At 42.9% G+C, this 19,993-nt stretch carries 17 protein-coding genes; 8 read left to right on the top strand and 9 right to left on the bottom strand.

The window, feature by feature from the left end:
• Positions 1–7: 7 nt before the first annotated feature.
• Complete coding sequence (gene sbnA, locus ACH784_RS05010) at positions 8–991, bottom strand: 2,3-diaminopropionate biosynthesis protein SbnA (protein ID WP_404393892.1); 984 nt, start codon at positions 989–991, stop codon at positions 8–10.
• A 418-nt stretch (positions 992–1,409) separates the two neighbouring features.
• Between sbnA and ACH784_RS05005 the strand changes: the two genes are divergently transcribed.
• Complete coding sequence (locus tag ACH784_RS05005; RefSeq protein ID WP_138478064.1) at positions 1,410–2,723, top strand: Na+/H+ antiporter NhaC family protein; 1,314 nt, start codon at positions 1,410–1,412, stop codon at positions 2,721–2,723.
• A 95-nt stretch (positions 2,724–2,818) separates the two neighbouring features.
• Positions 2,819–3,598 carry a nucleoside-binding protein gene (locus ACH784_RS05000; RefSeq protein ID WP_404393891.1) on the top strand — a complete coding sequence of 260 codons (780 nt, stop codon included), beginning with the start codon at positions 2,819–2,821 and terminating at the stop codon, positions 3,596–3,598.
• Positions 3,599–3,643: 45 nt separating this feature from the next.
• Here ACH784_RS05000 and ACH784_RS04995 read toward each other — a convergent pair whose 3' ends face one another.
• Both ACH784_RS04995 and ACH784_RS04990 read right to left on the bottom strand, forming a co-directional pair.
• A complete protein-coding gene (locus tag ACH784_RS04995; RefSeq protein WP_404389461.1) occupies positions 3,644–4,975 on the bottom strand; it encodes an IS4 family transposase in 1,332 nt (443 codons plus the stop codon).
• Positions 4,976–5,102: 127 nt separating this feature from the next.
• The gene (locus ACH784_RS04990; RefSeq protein ID WP_404393890.1) at positions 5,103–6,653 is read right to left on the bottom strand and encodes an AbgT family transporter; all 1,551 of its coding nucleotides are present in this window, start codon (positions 6,651–6,653) and stop codon (positions 5,103–5,105) included.
• Positions 6,654–6,842: 189 nt separating this feature from the next.
• Between ACH784_RS04990 and ACH784_RS04985 the strand changes: the two genes are divergently transcribed.
• Together ACH784_RS04985 and ACH784_RS04980 are read left to right on the top strand one after the other, a co-directional pair.
• Positions 6,843–7,697: an HDOD domain-containing protein gene (locus ACH784_RS04985; protein WP_404393889.1), complete on the top strand. Its 855-nt coding sequence runs from the start codon at positions 6,843–6,845 to the stop codon at positions 7,695–7,697.
• Positions 7,698–7,874: 177 nt separating this feature from the next.
• A complete protein-coding gene (locus tag ACH784_RS04980; protein ID WP_404393888.1) occupies positions 7,875–9,848 on the top strand; it encodes a collagenase in 1,974 nt (657 codons plus the stop codon).
• A 79-nt stretch (positions 9,849–9,927) separates the two neighbouring features.
• Here the strand turns inward: ACH784_RS04980 and ACH784_RS04975 are convergent, their stop codons facing one another.
• The 6 genes from ACH784_RS04975 to fadI all read right to left on the bottom strand — a co-directional run bounded on the left by ACH784_RS04975 (position 9,928) and on the right by fadI (position 16,355).
• Positions 9,928–10,377, bottom strand: coding sequence for an MBOAT family O-acyltransferase (locus ACH784_RS04975; protein WP_404393887.1), 450 nt, complete (start codon positions 10,375–10,377; stop codon positions 9,928–9,930).
• Between the two features lie 267 nt (positions 10,378–10,644).
• The gene (locus tag ACH784_RS04970) at positions 10,645–10,920 is read right to left on the bottom strand and encodes a YfcL family protein (RefSeq protein WP_138478076.1); all 276 of its coding nucleotides are present in this window, start codon (positions 10,918–10,920) and stop codon (positions 10,645–10,647) included.
• 8 nt (positions 10,921–10,928) lie between these two features.
• Positions 10,929–12,056 (bottom strand): ATP-NAD kinase family protein, encoded by a 1,128-nt coding sequence (locus ACH784_RS04965; RefSeq protein WP_404393886.1) that lies wholly within the window; start codon positions 12,054–12,056, stop codon positions 10,929–10,931.
• Positions 12,046–12,615 (bottom strand): elongation factor P hydroxylase, encoded by a 570-nt coding sequence (locus ACH784_RS04960; protein ID WP_404393885.1) that lies wholly within the window; start codon positions 12,613–12,615, stop codon positions 12,046–12,048. Before ACH784_RS04960 ends, ACH784_RS04965 begins: the two co-directional genes overlap by 11 nt.
• Before the next feature lie 192 nt (positions 12,616–12,807).
• Positions 12,808–15,045: a fatty acid oxidation complex subunit alpha FadJ gene (fadJ, locus tag ACH784_RS04955; protein ID WP_404393884.1), complete on the bottom strand. Its 2,238-nt coding sequence runs from the start codon at positions 15,043–15,045 to the stop codon at positions 12,808–12,810.
• Positions 15,045–16,355, bottom strand: coding sequence for an acetyl-CoA C-acyltransferase FadI (gene fadI, locus ACH784_RS04950; protein WP_404393883.1), 1,311 nt, complete (start codon positions 16,353–16,355; stop codon positions 15,045–15,047). Before fadI ends, fadJ begins: the two co-directional genes overlap by 1 nt.
• Positions 16,356–16,657: 302 nt before the next feature.
• Between fadI and ACH784_RS04945 the strand changes: the two genes are divergently transcribed.
• From ACH784_RS04945 to ACH784_RS04930, 4 genes are read left to right on the top strand one after another with little or no spacing between them, the layout of a single operon-like run.
• Positions 16,658–17,614 carry a MoxR family ATPase gene (locus ACH784_RS04945; protein WP_130255485.1) on the top strand — a complete coding sequence of 319 codons (957 nt, stop codon included), beginning with the start codon at positions 16,658–16,660 and terminating at the stop codon, positions 17,612–17,614.
• A gap of 2 nt (positions 17,615–17,616) precedes the next feature.
• Positions 17,617–18,564 (top strand): DUF58 domain-containing protein, encoded by a 948-nt coding sequence (locus ACH784_RS04940; protein WP_404395193.1) that lies wholly within the window; start codon positions 17,617–17,619, stop codon positions 18,562–18,564.
• Between the two features lie 3 nt (positions 18,565–18,567).
• Positions 18,568–19,002, top strand: a complete 435-nt coding sequence (locus ACH784_RS04935) for a DUF4381 domain-containing protein (RefSeq protein WP_404393882.1) — start codon at positions 18,568–18,570, stop codon at positions 19,000–19,002.
• Positions 18,995–19,993: a VWA domain-containing protein gene (locus tag ACH784_RS04930; protein WP_404393881.1), complete on the top strand. Its 999-nt coding sequence runs from the start codon at positions 18,995–18,997 to the stop codon at positions 19,991–19,993. The genes ACH784_RS04935 and ACH784_RS04930 overlap by 8 nt, the downstream gene beginning before the upstream one ends.

Here is a 19,993-nt window from a genome sequence, read left to right as displayed (position 1 = left end):
TCCTTAATTAGACGATTGATTGTAAAGAGGGAGTTGATAAGTGGCGTTGCTTTACCATATCGAACCAAGCTTGGTCATAGACCAAATCTAAGTATCGGTCGCCTCTATCGGCAAAAAGGGTTAATACAACGCTATGTTTTGGAATGTGAGGTAATAATTTTTTAATGGCTGCTATTGCTGAACCACTTGAGCCACCAGCAAAAATGCTTTCTTCTTTTACTAACTGGCGGCATGCTAATGCTGATTCGTAATCATCGACGTAGATCACCTCATCGACTTCACTTGCATCTAACAATTCAGGGACTCTGCTGGCTCCAATTCCGGGCAACTCTCTTGGGCCTGAATGGCCGCCAAATAAAACAGAGCCTTTAATATCTACAGCAATAACTTTTAGGTTTGGATTTGTCTCTTTTAGCCTGCGGGCTACACCCATCAAGGTGCCTGATGTACTCGCACCAACGACCAAGTAATCGATATTACTTCCTATACTGTTGACGATCTCTTCGGCTTCACCGTAATAATGGCTTCGCCAATTATCTGGATTAGCGTATTGGTTAATCCAAACAGCATTAGGGGTTTCTTTAACCAAACGTTTCACAGTATCGATACGTGTAGCTAAATACCCATTATTTTCATCTTTCTTTGTGACTTGAACAATATTCGCGCCGTAAATCTCTAACAACTTTAAATTTGTTGGCGAGATCTTCGGGTCAACAACGGCTGTAAATGGCAGTGAGTGCTGCTGACAAATCATGGCTAGCGCAATAGCTAAATTACCAGATGAACTTTCGATTATATGGCTGTAGGGTGTTATCTCCCCTCTTTTCATACCTTGCTCAACCATAAACTTAGCAGGTCTATCTTTTATACTTCCACCTGGGTTTAACATTTCTAGCTTCGCTAAAACTGTATGCTCTTGCAGGGGGAATAACTTTTTAAGTTTCACAGTTGGTGTATTTCCAACACATGAAAGTATGCTGTCGTAAATCATTTTCCTTTGCCTCAACAGTGATATATGAGGCGGCAAGAATACACCAAACACAAATAAGATCAATTATTATTTGCATTATCATTTAATGAAAATAATACAATAATCTACTCCGTGTAAAGTCTTGAATCATTGCTATTTAAGTTGTGTTTACGAAGATATTCCTACAAATAAAAGCTAGAAAAACAGTCTTTTTAAACTCAGTTAAATCAATTCTTTCGTTTTTGACAGCAATACATTTAAACAATACGTGTTTTTTTAAACAAAATTTAATCAAACAACATAATTCTTGGATTAAGTTTGACAAAGCATCTAGCCATCTATACATTCACACATCCTTTATTTACCCTTGAATTATGCACGTAATTGTGTGAACAATGACTGCATAATAAAAATAACTATTTCTTAATATGAGGTTTACATGCAGGCGTCTGTAAACAAGGTAGCAGCCAAGTTGTCGCTACTGCCTTTACTAACCTTTGTGGCACTCTTTTTAGGTGCAGGCTTATACCTACAATCGCAAGGCGTAGATTATGCGTTCTACCAGTTGCCTGCACCTGTAGCAATTTTACCTGCCATCGTTATCGCATTTTGGGTTAACCGCAAACCGATCAATGACAGTGTTGAAACCTTTATAAAAGGTGCAGGTCATTCAAACATCATCACCATGTGTTTAATCTACTTACTAGCAGGTGCGTTTTCTGCTGTTGCTGGTGCAACCGGTGGTGTTGATGCGGTTGTAAATGCCGGTTTATCGCTTATTCCACCTTCAATGCTACTACCGGGCCTATTTTTAATTGCTGCCGTAGTGTCAACGGCGATGGGTACATCAATGGGTACCATAGGTGCCATCGGTCCGATTGCGTATGCCGTATCACTTAAAACAGGTATCGACCCAGCGCTAATGGCGGGTACCATAGTTTCGGGTGCGATGTTTGGTGATAACTTATCGATTATTTCTGACACCACCATTGCAGCAACGCGCACGCAAGGCTGTGAAATGAAAGATAAGTTTAAAGAAAACTTAAAGATTGCCATCCCAGCAGCTATTTTAACTATCGCGCTACTGACTTTCTTAACTCCTGAACCACAGGCAGTAGAAACCAAAGACTTTGATTGGTTATTAGTATTGCCTTATGCGTTTATTTTAGTGCTTGCGGTTGCCGGTCTGAATGTATTCGTGGTGCTATTTAGTGGCATTATCTTCGCTGCAGCAATGGGTTTTACAGCGAATTATGAAGTCGGCAGTTTCGCTAAAGACGTTTATAAGGGCTTTAGTGATATGCAGGAGATCTTCTTGCTGTCTATGTTTATTGGCGGTCTGTCTGAATTTATCCGCGTGAATGGCGGCCTTGATTATCTTGCACATAAAATCCAAGGTTTAACGGCGTTTATTGCAAAGTTTCACCGTAAAGTAGCTGATCAATTAGGCATTGCTGCATTGGTACTGACCTCTAACCTATGTATTGCTAACAATACAGTGAGTATCATTGTTGCAGGCCCGGTCGCTAAGAAGCTAGCTGAAGATGGTAAAATTTCTGCGAAACGCTCAGCAAGCTTACTCGATATTTTTGCTTGTGTAATGCAAGGTTCGTTACCTTATGGTGCGCAAGCACTATTACTTGGCGCGACCTTCAAGATCAGCCCGTGGGATGTCTCAACGTCATCTTTCTATTGCTTCATTTTGGCATTCACCGCCATCACAGTTATCTGTTTGCGCAGAAATAAAGCATAAAGACGATTAAAAACCACTTTTCTTGATTTATAGCCCCAATTTCTTTGGGGCTATTGCTATAATTCGCAATATCTACCCTCTGCGAATAATTTATCATGAATCAAAACATCCGCTTATTTGCCTCTCTCGCGTTATGTAGCTCTTTTTCTGCTACTGCAGCGAATTGGAGCGACACGCAATTTCACTTTAACTCTGGCGATGTAAAAAACCCATTTAGCCAACAAAGTGCGCAAACGCAAATTTATTCTGTGCAGCATGCATCGGGTTATGACTATGGTGATAACTTCTTTTTTATCGACTTTACTAAAGATGATTTAGATGATGGATTTAATAACAACGACTTTTATGGCGAGTGGTATTCTAGCTTTTTAATGCCAAAAGCCTGGCAACCTAATGCAAGTTCAGTAATTCAAAGTGCCAGCTTTGTAGCGGGTATCAATGTATCTGGCGATGCCAAAGTCATTAAGTATTTACCGGGCGTAAAGTTAAACTGGAAGGCATCGGGCTTTGATTTTCTTTCAACGACTTTGACTGCGTACATTGATGACAGTGAAGGCGTTGCAAAAGGTGGTGCGCCTACTCAAACCGACAGCTGGATGCTAGATGTTGCTTGGGGCATGCCATTTAATATTGCTGAACATAAGTTTTATTTCACCGGTCATGTGGAATACATTGCCAGTCGTGAAAATGAATTTGGCAATGACGTGAAGGGTTGGATCTTAGCTCAGCCTGCAGTGCGCTGGGATATTGGTCACGCTTTAATGGGTAAAGAAAAACAGCTTATGCTTGGCCTTGAGTGGCAATGGTGGCGTAACAAACTTGGTACAGATGTCACTGAATCTTCACCGCAACTTCATGTGGTTTGGCATTTCTAGATTAAAATCATGCTATAAAAAACGCGCCTATTGGCGTAATGCCAGTCAGTTAAGAATTGACTGGCATTTTCTTTTATACGGATATTTCCTTGGTTTCTTTCTAACCTCTCTTGGGTATCTCCTATCAGGAAGCCGGTCTGGTAATACAAACAATCTTAGTGTTGTCAGCAGCTCTTCATAATGTACTGGCAACTTACTCGCACTGTGGATAGGAGTGAGCATAAAAAATGCGATGATATGGCGCATACATAAACTAAAACTAAGTTGTCTGGGTATCAGGATTTCTTCCGCTTTCGTTGCATCAATCATTGCAATGCGGATTAAGTTGTAAGCTAACAGTAGTCCCCATAACTCTTGACGTACCATATCTGGCTTTTTACTTCGTAATGCATGTTTAGACTGATGCAACCCTTGTTTCATTTCTCTAAAGCCCAACTCTATTTCCCAACGCTGAGTATAGACTTCTGTTAATTCATCATATGGATAACGCATGGGATCGATTAATGAACTCAGTACACGGTAGCTTTTCCCATCAACTTTATACGTAGTGAGTCGGGCGGTTATTTGCTCTGGTAAATCTTTAAATTTACTTTTAGCTTGAGGGCTAGTATGTAAAGAGATTATTTTATCTTCATCGCTGATATGACGTTCAACTTGGTATTGTAAATCCTTGCGAGCTGGTAACATCCAATGTGTATTTTTACCTTGTCTTTGCCACTGATATAAAAGGCCTAAAGAGTAATAGCCACGGTCAAATAGCGTTAAAGAGTCATCTGGGACAGACGATAAAAGTCTTTTGGCAAGTGTCATTTCCCCTACATGGCGTGCATCAAAGCTACTATCCAGTAATAGATGGCTTGATACCTCCATCAAACTACACATCCTGATTTGAGGATAACTGCCTTCACCAAATTGATTACTGTCACTACCAAACGCAATACGATTTTCTTCGTTATCTTGAGTTCTAAAGCTCACTCCATCAACAGCTAACAAATTCAGTCCACACCACTGCTCAAAGGCATGCTTGTAAAATGCTCTTTGGGCCAACAATCGAAACGAGTGACACACTGCATCAACCCCTAAACGTTGACGGCCTTGAACCAAAGCGCTGGGCGCAACCAGTTTATTTTTCCCCGGCAGCGTAATATCTAATCGGCTTGCGATATCCCATACTGTTTCGTTACGAAATAGGCTCATACCAATGACTGACCACATTATAGCTTCTAACGGCAACCTTCTTCGACGCACGGTTGCAACTCCAGCATATTCGAACGCCTGTTCAAGTATATCGGCATCAAGGACATTCTTTAGTTTATCCAGGGTGTGTACATCATCTAAAAACGAAGTTAGGTCGTCACAGTGATTAGAAAGAGGCATAAAAAAATCCGATATTAGTTTCCTAATATCGGATTCTGAACCCTTTAAAAGATCGGTCAACTGATCTATTTGTTTCTTAACTGATCAGCATTGCGCCTATTGGCGCGTTTTTTATAGCTCTTAAACTTTAACCTGGGTAGGTGTAGCTTGATTGCAGACCTAGTGGAATGCCAAGACCCCAGTAAGCTAATAAGAACAAGCTCCAACCAATTAAGAAAGCAATAGAGTAAGGTAGCATCATCGCAATCAATGTACCGATACCCGTGTCTTTCACATACTTCTGACAGTATACAACCACCAGCGGGAAGTAAGGCATCAGCGGGGTAATGATATTTGAGCTTGAATCACCAACACGGTAAGCCGCTTGACTTAAGTCTGGTGAAATACCAAGTTGCATTAGCATAGGTACAAAGATTGGACCTAATAACGCCCATTTCGCTGAACTTGAGCCAACAAATAAGTTAACAAAAGCGGTTAAGAAAATAATACCAATCACTGTGATATAACTTGGCAGTGCCATTGCTTTTAATACTTCCGCACCTTCGATTGCCAATAACGCACCTAGGTTTGACTGACTAAACGCCGCAATAAATAACGCACAGAAGAACGCCATAACAATGTAATAAGCCATGCTTCCCATAGCTTTACTCATTGCATCAATCATGTCCTTGGATGACTTAAAGGTACCAACCATGAAACCAAAGATGGCACCAGGGATCCAAAATAGTAAGAAGATAAGTGGCACGATTGATTGCATTAATGGTGCACTGAAATCGGTTAATGATCCATTCGGGCTACGAAGTGCTGAGTCTTCACCGCTTGATGCATAGGCTAATAATGCAAGGCCTGCAATCATCACAGAAGACGCAACTAGGAATGCTTTGCGCTCTTTAGAAGTTACTTCATCAAAAGAAGGAAGGTTGTCAGTGTCGCCATCTACTTTTGTTGATTGTAAACGTGGCTCAATGATTTTATCAGTAATGTACCAACCTAGTAGGATGATAAATACGCTCGACGCTGAGGTAAAGAACCAGTTATTTAACGGGTTTACCGCAATCGTTGAGTCGATGATTTGCGCAGAGCTTTGTGTGAAACTTTGTAGTAATGGGTCAATGCCTGATGGTACGAAGTTGGCACTGAAGCCACCACTTACGCCCGCAAAAGCCGCTGCGATACCCGCTAGAGGGTGACGACCCATGGCATAGTAAATTACACCCGCAATTGGAATAACCAAGACATAACCTGCATCAGTGGCTGTGTGGCTCACAATCGCGATTAAAATAATTGATGGGGTTAATAATGCCTGCGGCGTGCGCTTTAGCATCATTTTCAAGCCAGCATTAATATAGCCTGAGTGCTCAGCAACACCCACACCTAACATAGCCACTAGTACAACACCTAATGGTGCGAAGCCTGTGAAGGTTTTAACCATAGAGGCTAAGAAGCCTGCCAATGCATCACCGCTTAACAAGTTGTGTACGACGATTGCTTCACCTGTACGTGGATCGATTGCTTCGAACGTGGTACTTGAAAATAACCAAGAGAGTAACCATATAAGTAACATGGCAGATAAAAAGATAATGGCTGGATCAGGCAGCTTATTACCTACCCGCTCAATGCCATTAAGAAACTTGGCCACAGCACCTGTTGGCTGAGCCGTATTCGCTTGTTGAGTCATGCTTTCTTCCAATAAAACAAAATTACTTAACCTTAACTTAGAACACTAGCCTCAGGCAAGACAACGTCCCCAAAGGACATACGGTTCGGCTAGTTAATAACCAGAAAATTATTTTTTTGCGTTAACGCAATAATTTGGAATAAAAATTCCACTATCATTAAGCAAATCATTAAAGGGATCCGACTTACCATGATAGATATTGATGATTCAGTGCTTAAAGATATTAAAGCTGGGTTTAACCTACCCCCAAAACCTGAGCTTTTGACAGAACTCCAACAAACACTTAAAAACCCTGAGCCAGATTTAAATCACATCGCGAACCTCATTTCGACCGATGTCGCAACTTCAGCAGCGGTACTAAAAGTCATTAACTCACCCAGTTATGGCCTTGCTAGAACCATTACCGATATTCGCCAAGCGGTGATGTTTTTAGGTTTAAACAGTATTGCCACGCTAGTAACGGGGTTCTTACTTAAACAGGCTTTCGATAACAAAAGATGTTGTATCAAACTTGAACGTTTTTGGGATACAGCGACTGAAATTGCGGATGTTGCCACCCTAATCGGCAAGAAAATAAAGTCCAAAGTGCCAACTGAAAACCTACATATGCTGGGTTTATTTCATGATGCGGGCATTCCAGCGCTTGCAGTAAAATATGACGACTATGTAAGAGTACTCGGTGCAGCAAATCGTGACTATGACAAAAACCTTGTACAACACGAAGAAGAAGCTTACAAAACTAACCATGCCGTCATTGGCTTCTTTTTGGCGAGTAGTTGGCACTTACCTAAAAGTATCTGTCAGCTTATTTTGCGACACCATGATGCCGAATACTTTACCGAAAAGCACACTGACGAAGAGCACATGACCCTCGCGACTCTGAAAATGGCTGAAAACCTGGTACATACGCAAAAGCGCTTTATTGCCGACCCTGATTGGCCATTTATTAAAGACAAAGTATTAAACGCGCTGCAACTAGATGAAGATGATTACCAAGACATCAAAGAAGATGTTGAAGATTATTTTCAAGAGAAGTTTGGTTAGTTTTTAAAAGCTAATTATTTCAATGTTTAGAGCTGACAATTCAGTTAGCTCTACTCCTCTCCCTTCCAAATATTAAATTCACTTAACCAGAACTTTAGTTGTTTTATCCCAACAAGGTTTCCTACTACCACAAAAATATGTATATTGTATCCAATATTTATTATTGAGCAGATAACAATGAAAATAAGAGCACTTGCATTAGCGACCAGTGTCGCACTTGGCCTTGTTGGCTGTAATACCCTTGATACTAAAAACACATCAGATGAATCAAAAACGCCTATTGTCGCCGTAAGTGATGAAGCCCAAGTTGCGGTGCAAAACATTGTTAACGCCGAGCTTGATACTTTATGGACCACTCAATTTGATCATCACCAAGCCGGTTTATTGCTTGCGGTTTCAGAAGCCATTCGTGAAGAAGTGAAACAACACGGGTTAACGAGCCAAAAATTAGAGCGCTTAACCTATTACCTGCGTATTTTTAGTAGCTTTGGCCCTACTAAAGACTGGCAAGCAGGCACTGCTGAATCATTAAACCAAGCATTACTTGCCATTGTTGAACATAGTGACTTTTACACCATCGACGAGACGGTTGCTCGCATTCATGAAAACTACGCCACTGCGCTATTTCGCTTGTACTTTAATGAGGCGCTACAGAGTAAAACTGCCGAGCATATTCAACCACTCAGCCAGCTAATTACGCTTTACGGCGAAAATGCGTTACCTCAAGGCAATACATCTAAGGGTAAAGCCGTCGATTATGCGATGTGGGAAGTACTTAGAGCCGGTGCGGTACTGCCTTATGAAGCAAGACGTAAAAACAAAAAAGCATTCTCGGATGCCGTTCAACAACAAAACCTTTTACAAACTGCATTGGTCAATTTTATTAGCAGTAAAAATGCAGTGCGAGAGGGAGATGACTGGCCTAAGCAACATGCACTATGGGCATTGGCTCAGCATTACAACTTATATGTTACGCAATATTGGAATGAATACTACACACTAGACGAAGAAGCCCAAAAGAGCCTAAACGACGATAAAACCAGTTTGCCTGTTGAAGCGGAACTAGAGCAGCTCGACAACCAAGTATGGCAAGCACTTAGCAAAGACGGCACGCTCACAGAGCTTGAAAAACAGACCCTTTACAGCATTCCGTATGTGGTAACGTCGTTTAGAGGTAAGTCAGAGTGCAGTGAAGCGCCGTTAGCAGGTCGTTGTATTGAGCCTAAAATTGCCGATATATTACCGATTAAACATGAATGCTCAAAAAGTGCTTACATCTTAGCGCAAGCAATGAGCGACAAAGAGCTGAGTGATTCATGCAAACGCTTAAACGAGCAAGTTGATACCTTCCATGAAAAACTTGCAACTCAACGCCAACCGGTTGCAAATGATTTCAACGACCAACTTCGCATTGTGATCTTCGATAACCATGCCGAATACAACCGCTGGGGCCAACTTATCTTTGATATTCATACCGATAACGGCGGTATGTATATCGAAGGCACAACCCAAGACCCTGATAACATCGCAACCTTCTATACTTTTGAGCACTTCTGGGTGCGCCCTAAGTTTGCGGTATGGAACCTAAATCACGAGTTTGTGCATTATTTAGATGGCCGTTTCAATAAATACGACACGTTTAACCACTTCCCAAGCAACATGGTGTGGTGGTCTGAGGGCTTAGCCGAATATATTGCTGAAGGCGACAATAATCCACGTGCATTTAAAAAAGCGTTTGAGCTTGATGAGAAAGACTGGCCGAGCCTACAAGAGGTGTTCGACACAGAATATAAAGATGGGCAAGACCGCGTATATAAATGGGGCTATTTGGCCGTGCGCTTTATGTTTGAAAAGCACCGTGAAGAGTATTTAAAGCTGGCGCACTTCTTACGTACCGACTTCTTCGATGGCTATAAAAAGCTGCTAGATGAGTCTGGTGAAAAATATGGCACTGAATTCAAAACTTGGTTGCAAGCACACAAAGCCGAGCAAACAAAAGACGACGCGAAAACAGATCCGAAAAAGCCGCGTCAGTTTTATCGCTATACGTACAAAGACTACTTACAACCTAAGCATTTAGTTGAAGACAAAGCACATATGCATTGGCAGTACTGGCATGAAAATGCGCTAAAAGCTGAGCAGCAAGATTAAGCAATTTCCCTTTGAGTTAACATTGTTCATTACAGTGTATTCAAGGCCATCTTCGCAAGTAGATGGCCTTTTTTACTTTTTAAAGCACCAAATTCAATAATTGCTTAGCGAAATAAAAACCAGCACCTATAAAGCCTATGTTTATCAAAGCTCGAACAAACCAAGCCAATCCGCCATATCTCAGTTTTACGGCTTCACTCAGAACGACAGTTAGCCCCATGAAAGTAAACCACGCCGTAAGCAAAATACTGCTTTGTTGTTTTACCAGCATAATAGCCAAATCGTGTAAAAAACCACTGACGAAGAAAGTCGCAACTACCGCAATTGACTTGCCAAAGAAGCGTTTAATTGGCTGATAAACAAATTGAGATAAGTAGTAGCCCCACACTGGATTCCAATATTGCCAGAACTGAGCAAAACAGCCTGCCCCGAGTGAGCGAGATAACATGTTTTTTAATGAGTCAGCATGGCCTAAGGGTACGCCATTACGTAGTTTTACAAACTGCGCCAAAGTGATTTTAGTTGCCATTTAGTCCCCTACTAGGCTCTATTACAGACTCTACCCTATCGCAAAAGTAAAAAACCGCGAAATGATCGCGGTTTTTTATTTTAATCTGACAGTTATACCAATCCTCTTAATTAAGTGACCTATTTTGAGGCAAGGAAAGCTTGTCGATAACAAGGCGAAAATTTTGCTATTTAGTTGTTCTAAATGATAAATTTTTAACGCGGTTAGCGGCAGCTTTAATCCCTCAAAATGATTAAGTATTATTGAGGATTGGTATTAAAACTCAGATCAAGCTAAGGCTTTAACCTGCTCCCAGATATTAACAACGTGAGTTTTGTCATCATCTGTTAGCTCGCCATTACGATACGCTTTGACTAAGCTTTTTTCGATTTGCTCGTTTAGCTCTTCCGGTGTTAAATCTTCACCTTCAACCTGTGCGTAACCGACAGCCAAGTCAAAGTGACCACGCAGGTAGCCACCAGCGAATAGTTCATCGTCACTGGCTCTATCTACTAAATCATCAAAAAACTGCTGCGCTGACTCTACGTATTGTTGAAATAACATCTTATCTCCTAGTTTAATTCTTCGTGGCCAACGGCATACATCACATGGTCGTTATAGCCTGTGATCACTTTGATGTAACCACTTAATTCTTTATCTAATGCTTCATCACCTGTATCGGCGATAAGCGGTCTGCCATTCAGCGCTTGCAACTTGGTCTTTGTTGCAATGACCATAATATTCTCTTTGCCTATTTTGCGAATAAGCGCTGGGCTTAATTGCTGATTACCACGGCCAAAGATGTGGCCTTGCCCACCTATCAAGGTGATCACTAATTTAGTTGGCATTTTTTCTGCGGCAGCCAATAAATCTGCGGCGATCATGTCTTGACCAATCAACTCATGATCACAGATAAGGTCTACGCCTAATAAGGTGTTCTCAAGGCCAAGCTCTTCCATAACCGCTGCAACTGTTGAGCCAGAGCCCATGATATATTGCTCGTCATCTTCCATCTCGCTGATCACGAAAGCTGCAATATCGGCAAGCACTAATTCATCGCTTTCTTTGCCACCATTTTTAACGCTTTGCACATAGCGCAACTCGCTCGGTACTTGCATTTCACCGTAGCGTTTCGCTTTTACCGTACCTTGACGAAATGCCTCTTCGTCAATGTCCATGACGTCGGCTTCACCAAGCGTGACAAGCTCGCCTTTTACAAGCATATCGACGACACGGCCCGCAGCTTTTGGTGTGATTGCATATACCCCAGAGTGAATTTTACACCCTGCTGGTACACCTAAAACAGGAATTGAGTCATCGACAGCAGCACAAATATTACGAGCTGTGCCATCGCCCCCTGCAAATAGGATCATATCAACACCTTCGGCTAACAATGCTTTTGCCGCAGCTTCAGTGTCTTCTGGTGTTGTCGGAGTGGCACTTTGATAAGCAACGTGAGTCTCAAAGCCCATTTCTTTAGCCAGTCGCTCACCCATTTCACCATTTACGGTATAAATATGAATGTTTGCTTGGTTCTCTTTTAGTTGTTCCAGAGCCAATGCAGTACGCGCATTGGCTTTTGGCTCAGCACCTAATGCCATTGCCTTGGCTGCAGTATCACTACCATCACTGCCTTTTAGTGCTACACTGCCACCCAATCCTGCAACTGGGTTAATGATCAATCCTAGTTTAAACTGCATCTAAAAACTCCTCTGGGCACTGCCAATCAAACTGCGCTTCAGTTAACGGCCATGGGGTTTTATAAAAGTCACTCAGTGCTTTTAATAATTGTTCGGTGCGAATGTTAAAGCCCTTTTCTAATAGCTCGAACACTTGCGCCTGTACACGCTTTTGAAAGCTAAAACGACAGGTTTGCTCACCATTTAAATTGTCGACCGACACATTAAAGTCAAACCCAGCAGCTGCGCTCAACGCCCATTCAATCGCCTGCGGTTTGATTTCTACTTTTTCAAATTCGTATTGTTGCTCAGCACTTCGACCATCAGGACAATACCAATACCCATAATCTTCAAGCTCACGGCGACGCTCTCCTGCCACTAACCAATGGGCGATTTCGTGCAGCGCACTGGCATAAAAGCCATGGGCAAAAACCACTTGGTTGTATGGGGTGTCGGCATTTTCAGGTAGATAAATCGGTTCATGCTCACCTTTTATCAAGCGCGTGTTGTACGCTTCAGAGAATAAGCCATCAAAGATTTGCGTTAGATCTGAAATGTGATGCGATATTGGGTTTGTCATTGGGTGTATCAAAGGGGCTAGAGATCCAAAATGCTGGTGTCGATAATTGCGCCGCATTGTAAGGTTTTTTACCGTGAAAGTAAAAATGAGCCTCATCCATTTCTGTTAATATGAAAAAAGGCGTCTGACGACGCCTTTAGATTCAAAACAATGTAGGGAAATAACTGTTTGTATAACTTAGTTATCTTGTTATTAAGCTGGCTTTTCTGTCGCCTTTAAGTTGTCATCAGCGCTAGATTCATCCGCTTTTACAGCCTCTGGCTCCGCTTCAACGTTTACTTCTTCAGTCTTTACTTCTTCAGTTGGCGTTTCGGTAACGTCTTCTGCTTCAGCAACCACTTCAAGTTCAGGCTTAGCAGTCTCTGCTGGCATTAAGCACTCCGCTGGCGTGAAAACCGGGTTGTCGTTTGCAAACGTTGCTAACTGTGAACACAGGTTTTCAATCCCCATTTTGTTCATGTAAGTGAATGGGCCGCCTAAGAATGGTGGGAAACCAATACCAAAGATTGCACCGATATCACCATCGCGCTCGTTAGCAATAATGCCTTCATCTAAACAGCGTGCAGCTTCATTTAGCATTAAAGACACACAGCGATCTGCGATTTCTTTCTTATTCAAGCGTGGGCTTGGCGTTACACCAAGTAACTCGTAAACAGACTCATCGACTTTCTTGCCTTTTTTGTCGTACTTGTAGAAACCACGACCTGTCTTACGACCTAAACTTTTGCTGTCGATTAAACGGTTAAACGCATCGGGTGCTTTAAAGCGATCGCCCAGTTCTTTTTCAAGAATTGGTGCAATCTTAGAGCCAATGTCGATACCAACTTCATCAAGTAGTGCCAGAGGACCAACAGGGAAACCAAATTCAACCAGTGCGGCATCAATCTTCTCAATTGGCTCACCTGCTAGCAATAGATTTGCCGCTTCATTCACGTAAGGCGCTAAAATACGGTTTACATAGAAACCTGCTTTGTCTTTTACCACGATAGGCGTTTTGCCTTGCTTACGGGCAAATTGAACCGTACGCGCAATGGTTTGCTCAGAAGTGCCATCATGAGGAATGATCTCAACCAATGGCATTTTTTCTACTGGTGAGAAGTAATGTAAGCCAATGATGTTCTCAGGGCGCTGTGCTTTTTCAGCAATTTGCGCAATCGGCAGTGACGACGTGTTACTAGCAAAAATAGTCTCAGGTGAACAGTTTTGTTCAATTTCTGCCACCATGCTTTGCTTAAGGTTTAAGTCTTCAAACACCGCTTCAATCACCATATCAACGTGCTTAAAGCCCGAATAATCGGTTGTGCCCGTAATGCGGTTCATAGTTTGCTGCACATCGGCATGAGACATGATGCGACGCTTCTGACGCTTAGATAAAATTTTGTAGCTGTAGTTAAGTGCATTACTCACACCTTGCTGCGCCACATCTTTTACGCGCACTAAGGCTTTCGCTTTAACCGCACTCACATGGGCAATACCTGCGCCCATTAAACCACCACCAAGTACAGCAGTACGCTTCACTTTTGCGACATCGTCTTGGTAGTCTTTTTTCATTTCAGTGGTCGCAAAGAAAATACCACGTAGAGATTTAGACACCTCGGTCATTACTAAGTCAGCAAACCCTTCTGCTTCTGTTTTGTAAGCTTTCATTGGATCAAGCTCTACAGAGGCACGCACGGCTTTGATGATATTAATCGGTGCAGGGTAATGGCCGCCGGTTTTCTTTAATACACCTTCTTCAGCTTTTTTGAAGATGATGTTACGACCGAATGGGTTTGACTCAAGCGCCCAGCTTAACTTATCTAGTTTTGGCTGAGATGGTTTTGCTTTGCCTTTTGTAGCAAACTTGGTTGCTACATCAAGCAGAATACTTTGTGGTACACAATCATTCACAAGGCCTGCTTTTTTAGCTTGCTTAGCACGTACTTGCTTACCTGTAAGCATCCATTCTAGTGACTTTTGAATACCCACTAGTTTTGGTAAACGTTGTGTGCCGCCACCACCAGGTAATAAACCAAGCTGTACTTCAGGTAAACCTAGTTTTGTGATGTCGCTGTCTGTACATACACGGTAATCACAGGCAAGAGCAAACTCTAGGCCACCACCTAATGCTGCACCATGGATTGCAGCAACCGTTGGGTATGCTTGATTAGCCATAGTGAAGAATGCTTGCTGACACATTTCAGATAGCTCTAACGCATCGTTACGCGTTTTTGCACTATCCAGCATCTTGATATCAGCACCTGCGATAAAGTTATCTTTTTTACCACTGATGAACACCATACCTGTAATGTTGTCATCACGGCCCTGCTTTAAGATTGCCGATAGGTCATCAGCAAAGCTTGCGCGCAAGGTATTCATTTTCTCATCGGCAACATCAATGGTTACTACTGCAACCTTGCTATCCGTTAGCTCATAACTAAATACTGACATTATGCACTCTCCAATACGAAGGCCGCACCTAGACCACCTGCAGCACATGCAGTTGTCAGTGCTAACCCGCCACCACGGCGTTTTAATTCATTTAAGCTCTGTGTGATAAGACGTGCGCCAGTCGCTGCAAATGGGTGACCATAAGCCAGTGAACCACCGTTAACGTTAAACTTATCCATATCAATTTCACCGATCGCTTTCGAGCGACCCAGTTTTTCTTGCGCAAACTTATCACTGCCAAACATCTTCATGTTCGCAAGTGCTTGCGCAGCAAATGCTTCGTGCATTTCAATTAAATCTAAATCTTGTAAGGTGATCCCCGCTCTGTCTAACGCGATAGGCGTTGAGTGCGCTGGACCCATTAGCATATCTTCGTGTACGCCAATTGCTGAGAAACCAAAACTACGAACATAGCCAAGGATCTCATAACCAAGTGCCTTGGCTTTGCTTTCACTCATCATCAGTACTGCTGCTGCGCCATCTGTTAATGGTGTTGCGTTTGCGGCAGTTACAGAGCCGTGTTGTCTATCAAACACAGGACGAGGCTTTGCATAACCTTCAATGGTTGAGTTATGGCGAATGTTGTTATCTTGATCGATAAAAGACTTGTAAGGTGGTACATGTGCCGCCATCACTTCATCAGCAAGTAGACCATCGTTCCAAGCTTTACTCGCTAGTGAGTGTGAACGGTGAGCTAATGCGTCTTGATCCGCACGGCTAATACCATGGGTTTTAGCCATCTGCTCAGCCGTTTGGCCCATTGATAAACCAGTTGAATACTCAGCCACAGCTGGCGGTACAGGTAATAAATCTTTAAGACGAAGTTTGCTGAAGATTTTCAGGCGTTGGCCTAATGTACGCGCTTTGTTTAAATCAACTAAGCTGCCAGCTAGCTTTTTACTTACACCAATTGGTAATACAGAAGATGAATCTGCACCACCTGCAATACCAACATGGGCGTTACCCGCCACAATAGACTCTGCGACGTTGGCAATGGCTTGGAAGCTGGTCGCACACGCACGAGATACTGAATAAGCATCTACCGATACTGGCATACCTGTGCCTAATACAATTTCACGCGCGATGTTTGGCGCTTCAGGCATTTGTACTACTTGACCAAAAACCAGTTGATCAATTTCATTTTTATCAAAGTTAAGACGCTCAAGCATCTCATTAACGACAAGTTTGCCTAAGTCTAGCGCTGGAACATGGTGGAATGCTGTTGCCTGCTTGGCAAATGGGGTACGAAGACCGCTGACAATCGCGATTCTATCGCCTTTTCTTGTTTTTAGTATGTTTTGTTCAGACATTGAATTTGCTCTCCCGCTGACAGGTCTGACCTGTTAAATTTACATCGATTCTAAACAACCAACAAAAATATGCCAATAAAAATTTTAATTCGGCTATAAATTGAGCACCAAACTCAACCCTAGATGTTTTTTTGACCAGACGCAAAATATCTTTACAAAACAAGGGAACTATTTGATGTAGCGCAGTCTAATCAATATCGTAATCTTCCTTTAAATTTCGTGTTTATTGATAGCAAACACTTGAGAAGTAACGATAGAATCCTTATAAATTAAGCAAAAATTTTGTCAGCAAAGGACAAACCATGGCAGTAAATGAATTCTCAGCTCTGAAAAAATATTTAGATACGCAGATTATTGGTCAACCAGAACTGACCCAAGCGCTACTTATTGCGATGCTTGCAGACGGCCACTTATTGGTTGAAGGCCCGCCGGGACTTGCAAAAACCCGTGCTGTTAACGCCCTCGCTAAAGGCATAGAAGGCACCTTCCAACGTGTGCAATTTACCCCTGACTTATTACCAGCCGATGTCACAGGTACTGACATTTATCGTCAACAAACCAACGAATTCGTTTTCGAAAGTGGCCCGCTATTTCACAACCTGATCTTAGCCGACGAAATTAACCGTGCACCAGCCAAAGTACAATCAGCGCTGTTAGAAGCCATGGCCGAGCGTCAAGTGACGGTTGGTAAGAACACTTATCCGCTGTCAGATCTGTTCATGGTGATGGCAACGCAAAACCCGCTGGAGCAAGAAGGCACATATCCGCTGCCAGAAGCACAATTAGACCGCTTCTTATTGCATTTAAACATCGACTATCCGGGCGCTGAAAACGAACTTGCCATCCTACGTTTAACCCGAGGCGAAGCACTAGAAGAGCATCAAGCTGATTTCACCGCCATTAGTCAAAACACCTTATTTGAAGCACGTAAGAAAGTGTTATCGATGCATCTTGCCGAGCCGCTAGAGCAGTATCTTGTGCAACTGATTATAGCAACTCGTGAAGCTGCAAAACTTGATGAGCAACTGGGTCGTTGGATTGAGTTTGGTGCCAGCCCGCGTGCCACTATCGCCCTTGATAAATGTGCCCGCGCACACGCATGGTTACATGAGCGTGATTTTGTGACGCCAGATGATATTCAAGCTGTGCTACATAATGTATTGCGTCACCGCATTATTTTAAGTTACGAAGCACAGGCTGATGGTATCAGTAAAGACCAAGTGATCAGCCGTATTCTTGAACTTGTCCCAGTGCCATAATGATGCAGCAAGCCGTATTCGATACCGCGCAATGGTTAACTCAGTGCCACAGTAATGGCGCCGAGCTCGACTTAAAAGAATTGCTTTACTACAAATCTAAAGCGCATCTTTTGTCGTTAAAACCGAAAAAGCGCATTCAAAGCAGCCAAGCAGGCCAATACCTTGCGCCACACAAAGGCCGCGGGATGGAGTTTGCTGAAGTTCGCCAATATCAATATGGTGACGACATTCGCGCCATCGACTGGCGTGTCACAGCCCGTACAGGCATCACTCACACTAAGCTCTATCAAGAAGAAAAAGAGCGACCGGTGTTTGTGTTTACCGATTTATCAAACAGTATGTTGTTTGGCTCGCAGCTGTTACTGAAATCTGTGCAAGCCGCACATTTAAGTGCGCTTGTGGCTTGGTCAGCATGTCAACGTGGTGACCGTTTAGGCGGTATTGTATTTAGTGAATACGCCCACCATGAATTAAAACCCACTGCACGCGACAAAGGCGTGCTGTCATTAAGCCATCAATTGGTCGATATTCACAAACAAGCCTTTGCTAATCGTGAACAAAACGCTGAGAATCGCTTTTCCGATAACTTAAAACGCTTAACGCACTTAGCCAAGCCGGGCAGCTTAATTTACCTCATCTCTGACTTTAATCACCTGCAAGAAGCCGACTTCAAACAGCTTGAACGTCTAGCGCGCCACTGTGAACTGATTGGTTGTCAGATAAGTGATCCGTTCGAACATCAATTACCTGCCTACCAAGATGCCATCAAGGTCGATGCCGAAGGCCAATCTTGGACGTTGCCACTGATGAACAAACAATTTAGAGACAAGTTTGCTGAGCAAACCGCGCAAGTGTTTAACCAGCGCTTTCAACGATTACAACGCACAGGCATGAGCATGTTGAACTTTTCAGCAGCCCACCCTATTGAACAGCAAGTAGTGAGACTTTAACCGATGCAAGCTTCACCACTCGACGCACTTCATGATGTTTTACCGCCAGAGCAAGTGGCTTGGTGGCCATTTTCGCTGCCAACTTGGGCGGTAATAATCACTTCACTTATTTTGCTCGTCACGCTTGGCATGTGGCTTTATAAACGCCAGCAATTTTTAAAAGCCAAAAAAGCCGCCATAGAGCTGGCTAAGCAACAAAGTGATGATGCGCAGCAACTACATATAATCCTAAAACGCCTCGTAAAACATTATTACGGTTCGCCTTTGACTTCATTGCCTACTAAAAAGTGGCAAAGCATTTTAAATAAACTCAGTGGTGAAGATATTTCTGAGCAGGCGTTACACAGCTTATATGGCCCAAAGAACAACCCTGAATTAGCCAAGCAACTCTTTAACGCCATCAAGAATCTAAAACTCAAGGAGGCCATTGATGTTTGAATTTAGCTGGCCTTGGGCGTTTTTACTGTTACCCCTACCTTGGATTTTAAGGCGATTTACCGCCAGTACAGAGCAAGCCAAACAAAGGCTGCGTATGCCTATGTTTGCTCAGTTTTCTAAACTGGCGCCTAGTCTCAAAGAGTCAAAACAAAAAACCAACTGGTTCGAAGCCCTAGTTTGGGTATGTTTGGTCATTGCTGCGGCTAACCCACAATACTTAGACGACCCTGTTACTTTACCTAATGAAGGTCGCGATATTATGCTCGCCGTGGATTTATCAGGTTCGATGACTGAGCAAGATATGGAATACCAAGGCCGTTATGTCGATAGGTTATCCGTGGTGAAAGCGGTTTTGGGTGACTTTATCGAACAGCGTCAGGGCGATCGCCTTGGTCTGATCTTATTCGCCGATACCGCCTTTTTACAAACGCCCCTTACTCGTGACTTAGATACGGTGAGTCAAATGCTCAGTGAATCACAAATAGGCCTTGTAGGTCGTGCCACTGCAATTGGTGACGCTTTGGGTCTAGCCGTAAAACGCTTCAGCCAAAAGCAAGACAGTAACCGTATTCTCATATTGCTGACCGATGGTCAAAATACCGCAGGTAACCTGGAGCCTGATGAAGCGCTTATTTTAGCGCGTGAAGAAGGCATTAAAGTTTACACCGTTGGCGTTGGCTCGGATGGTCGTGGCGGCTTTAGTCTATTTGGTATGGGCGGGATCGGCGGCAGCAGTATTGACGAAACAACGTTAAATAAAATTGCTACCGAAACTGGTGGCTTATATTTCAGAGCGAAAGACGTCGCAGGGCTTCAGCAAATCTATCAAGAACTAGATAAGCTAGAGCCTATCAGCGACGAAAATGAAACCTTCAGACCGCAAATCGCCTTGTTCTTTTGGCCTCTAGCAGCGGCGCTGGCATTACTGATGCTTAATCAACTGTACGTTAATCTTACCAGACTGTTTTCACGTTCGGGTAAGGAGGCTTAA

It is taken from the genome of Pseudoalteromonas phenolica (genome assembly GCF_044788725.1).
In the GTDB taxonomy this organism is placed as follows: Bacteria; Pseudomonadota; Gammaproteobacteria; order Enterobacterales; family Alteromonadaceae; genus Pseudoalteromonas; species Pseudoalteromonas phenolica_C.
The sequence above is the reverse complement of the archived record's forward strand: the minus strand, read 5'-3'. Positions and strand labels throughout refer to the sequence as shown.

Excerpts from the sequence above, each read along its gene's own strand:
- sbnA (WP_404393892.1), bottom strand. The coding sequence starts at position 991 with ATGATTTACGACAGCATACTTTCATGTGTTGGAAATACACCAACTGTG.
- ACH784_RS05005 (WP_138478064.1), top strand. The coding sequence starts at position 1,410 with ATGCAGGCGTCTGTAAACAAGGTAGCAGCCAAGTTGTCGCTACTGCCT.
- ACH784_RS05000 (WP_404393891.1), top strand. The coding sequence starts at position 2,819 with ATGAATCAAAACATCCGCTTATTTGCCTCTCTCGCGTTATGTAGCTCT.
- ACH784_RS04995 (WP_404389461.1), bottom strand. The coding sequence starts at position 4,975 with ATGCCTCTTTCTAATCACTGTGACGACCTAACTTCGTTTTTAGATGAT.
- ACH784_RS04990 (WP_404393890.1), bottom strand. The coding sequence starts at position 6,653 with ATGACTCAACAAGCGAATACGGCTCAGCCAACAGGTGCTGTGGCCAAG.
- ACH784_RS04985 (WP_404393889.1), top strand. The coding sequence starts at position 6,843 with ATGATAGATATTGATGATTCAGTGCTTAAAGATATTAAAGCTGGGTTT.
- ACH784_RS04980 (WP_404393888.1), top strand. The coding sequence starts at position 7,875 with ATGAAAATAAGAGCACTTGCATTAGCGACCAGTGTCGCACTTGGCCTT.
- ACH784_RS04975 (WP_404393887.1), bottom strand. The coding sequence starts at position 10,377 with ATGGCAACTAAAATCACTTTGGCGCAGTTTGTAAAACTACGTAATGGC.
- ACH784_RS04970 (WP_138478076.1), bottom strand. The coding sequence starts at position 10,920 with ATGTTATTTCAACAATACGTAGAGTCAGCGCAGCAGTTTTTTGATGAT.
- ACH784_RS04965 (WP_404393886.1), bottom strand. The coding sequence starts at position 12,056 with ATGCAGTTTAAACTAGGATTGATCATTAACCCAGTTGCAGGATTGGGT.
- ACH784_RS04960 (WP_404393885.1), bottom strand. The coding sequence starts at position 12,615 with ATGACAAACCCAATATCGCATCACATTTCAGATCTAACGCAAATCTTT.
- fadJ (WP_404393884.1), bottom strand. The coding sequence starts at position 15,045 with ATGTCAGTATTTAGTTATGAGCTAACGGATAGCAAGGTTGCAGTAGTA.
- fadI (WP_404393883.1), bottom strand. The coding sequence starts at position 16,355 with ATGTCTGAACAAAACATACTAAAAACAAGAAAAGGCGATAGAATCGCG.
- ACH784_RS04945 (WP_130255485.1), top strand. The coding sequence starts at position 16,658 with ATGGCAGTAAATGAATTCTCAGCTCTGAAAAAATATTTAGATACGCAG.
- ACH784_RS04940 (WP_404395193.1), top strand. The coding sequence starts at position 17,617 with ATGCAGCAAGCCGTATTCGATACCGCGCAATGGTTAACTCAGTGCCAC.
- ACH784_RS04935 (WP_404393882.1), top strand. The coding sequence starts at position 18,568 with ATGCAAGCTTCACCACTCGACGCACTTCATGATGTTTTACCGCCAGAG.
- ACH784_RS04930 (WP_404393881.1), top strand. The coding sequence starts at position 18,995 with ATGTTTGAATTTAGCTGGCCTTGGGCGTTTTTACTGTTACCCCTACCT.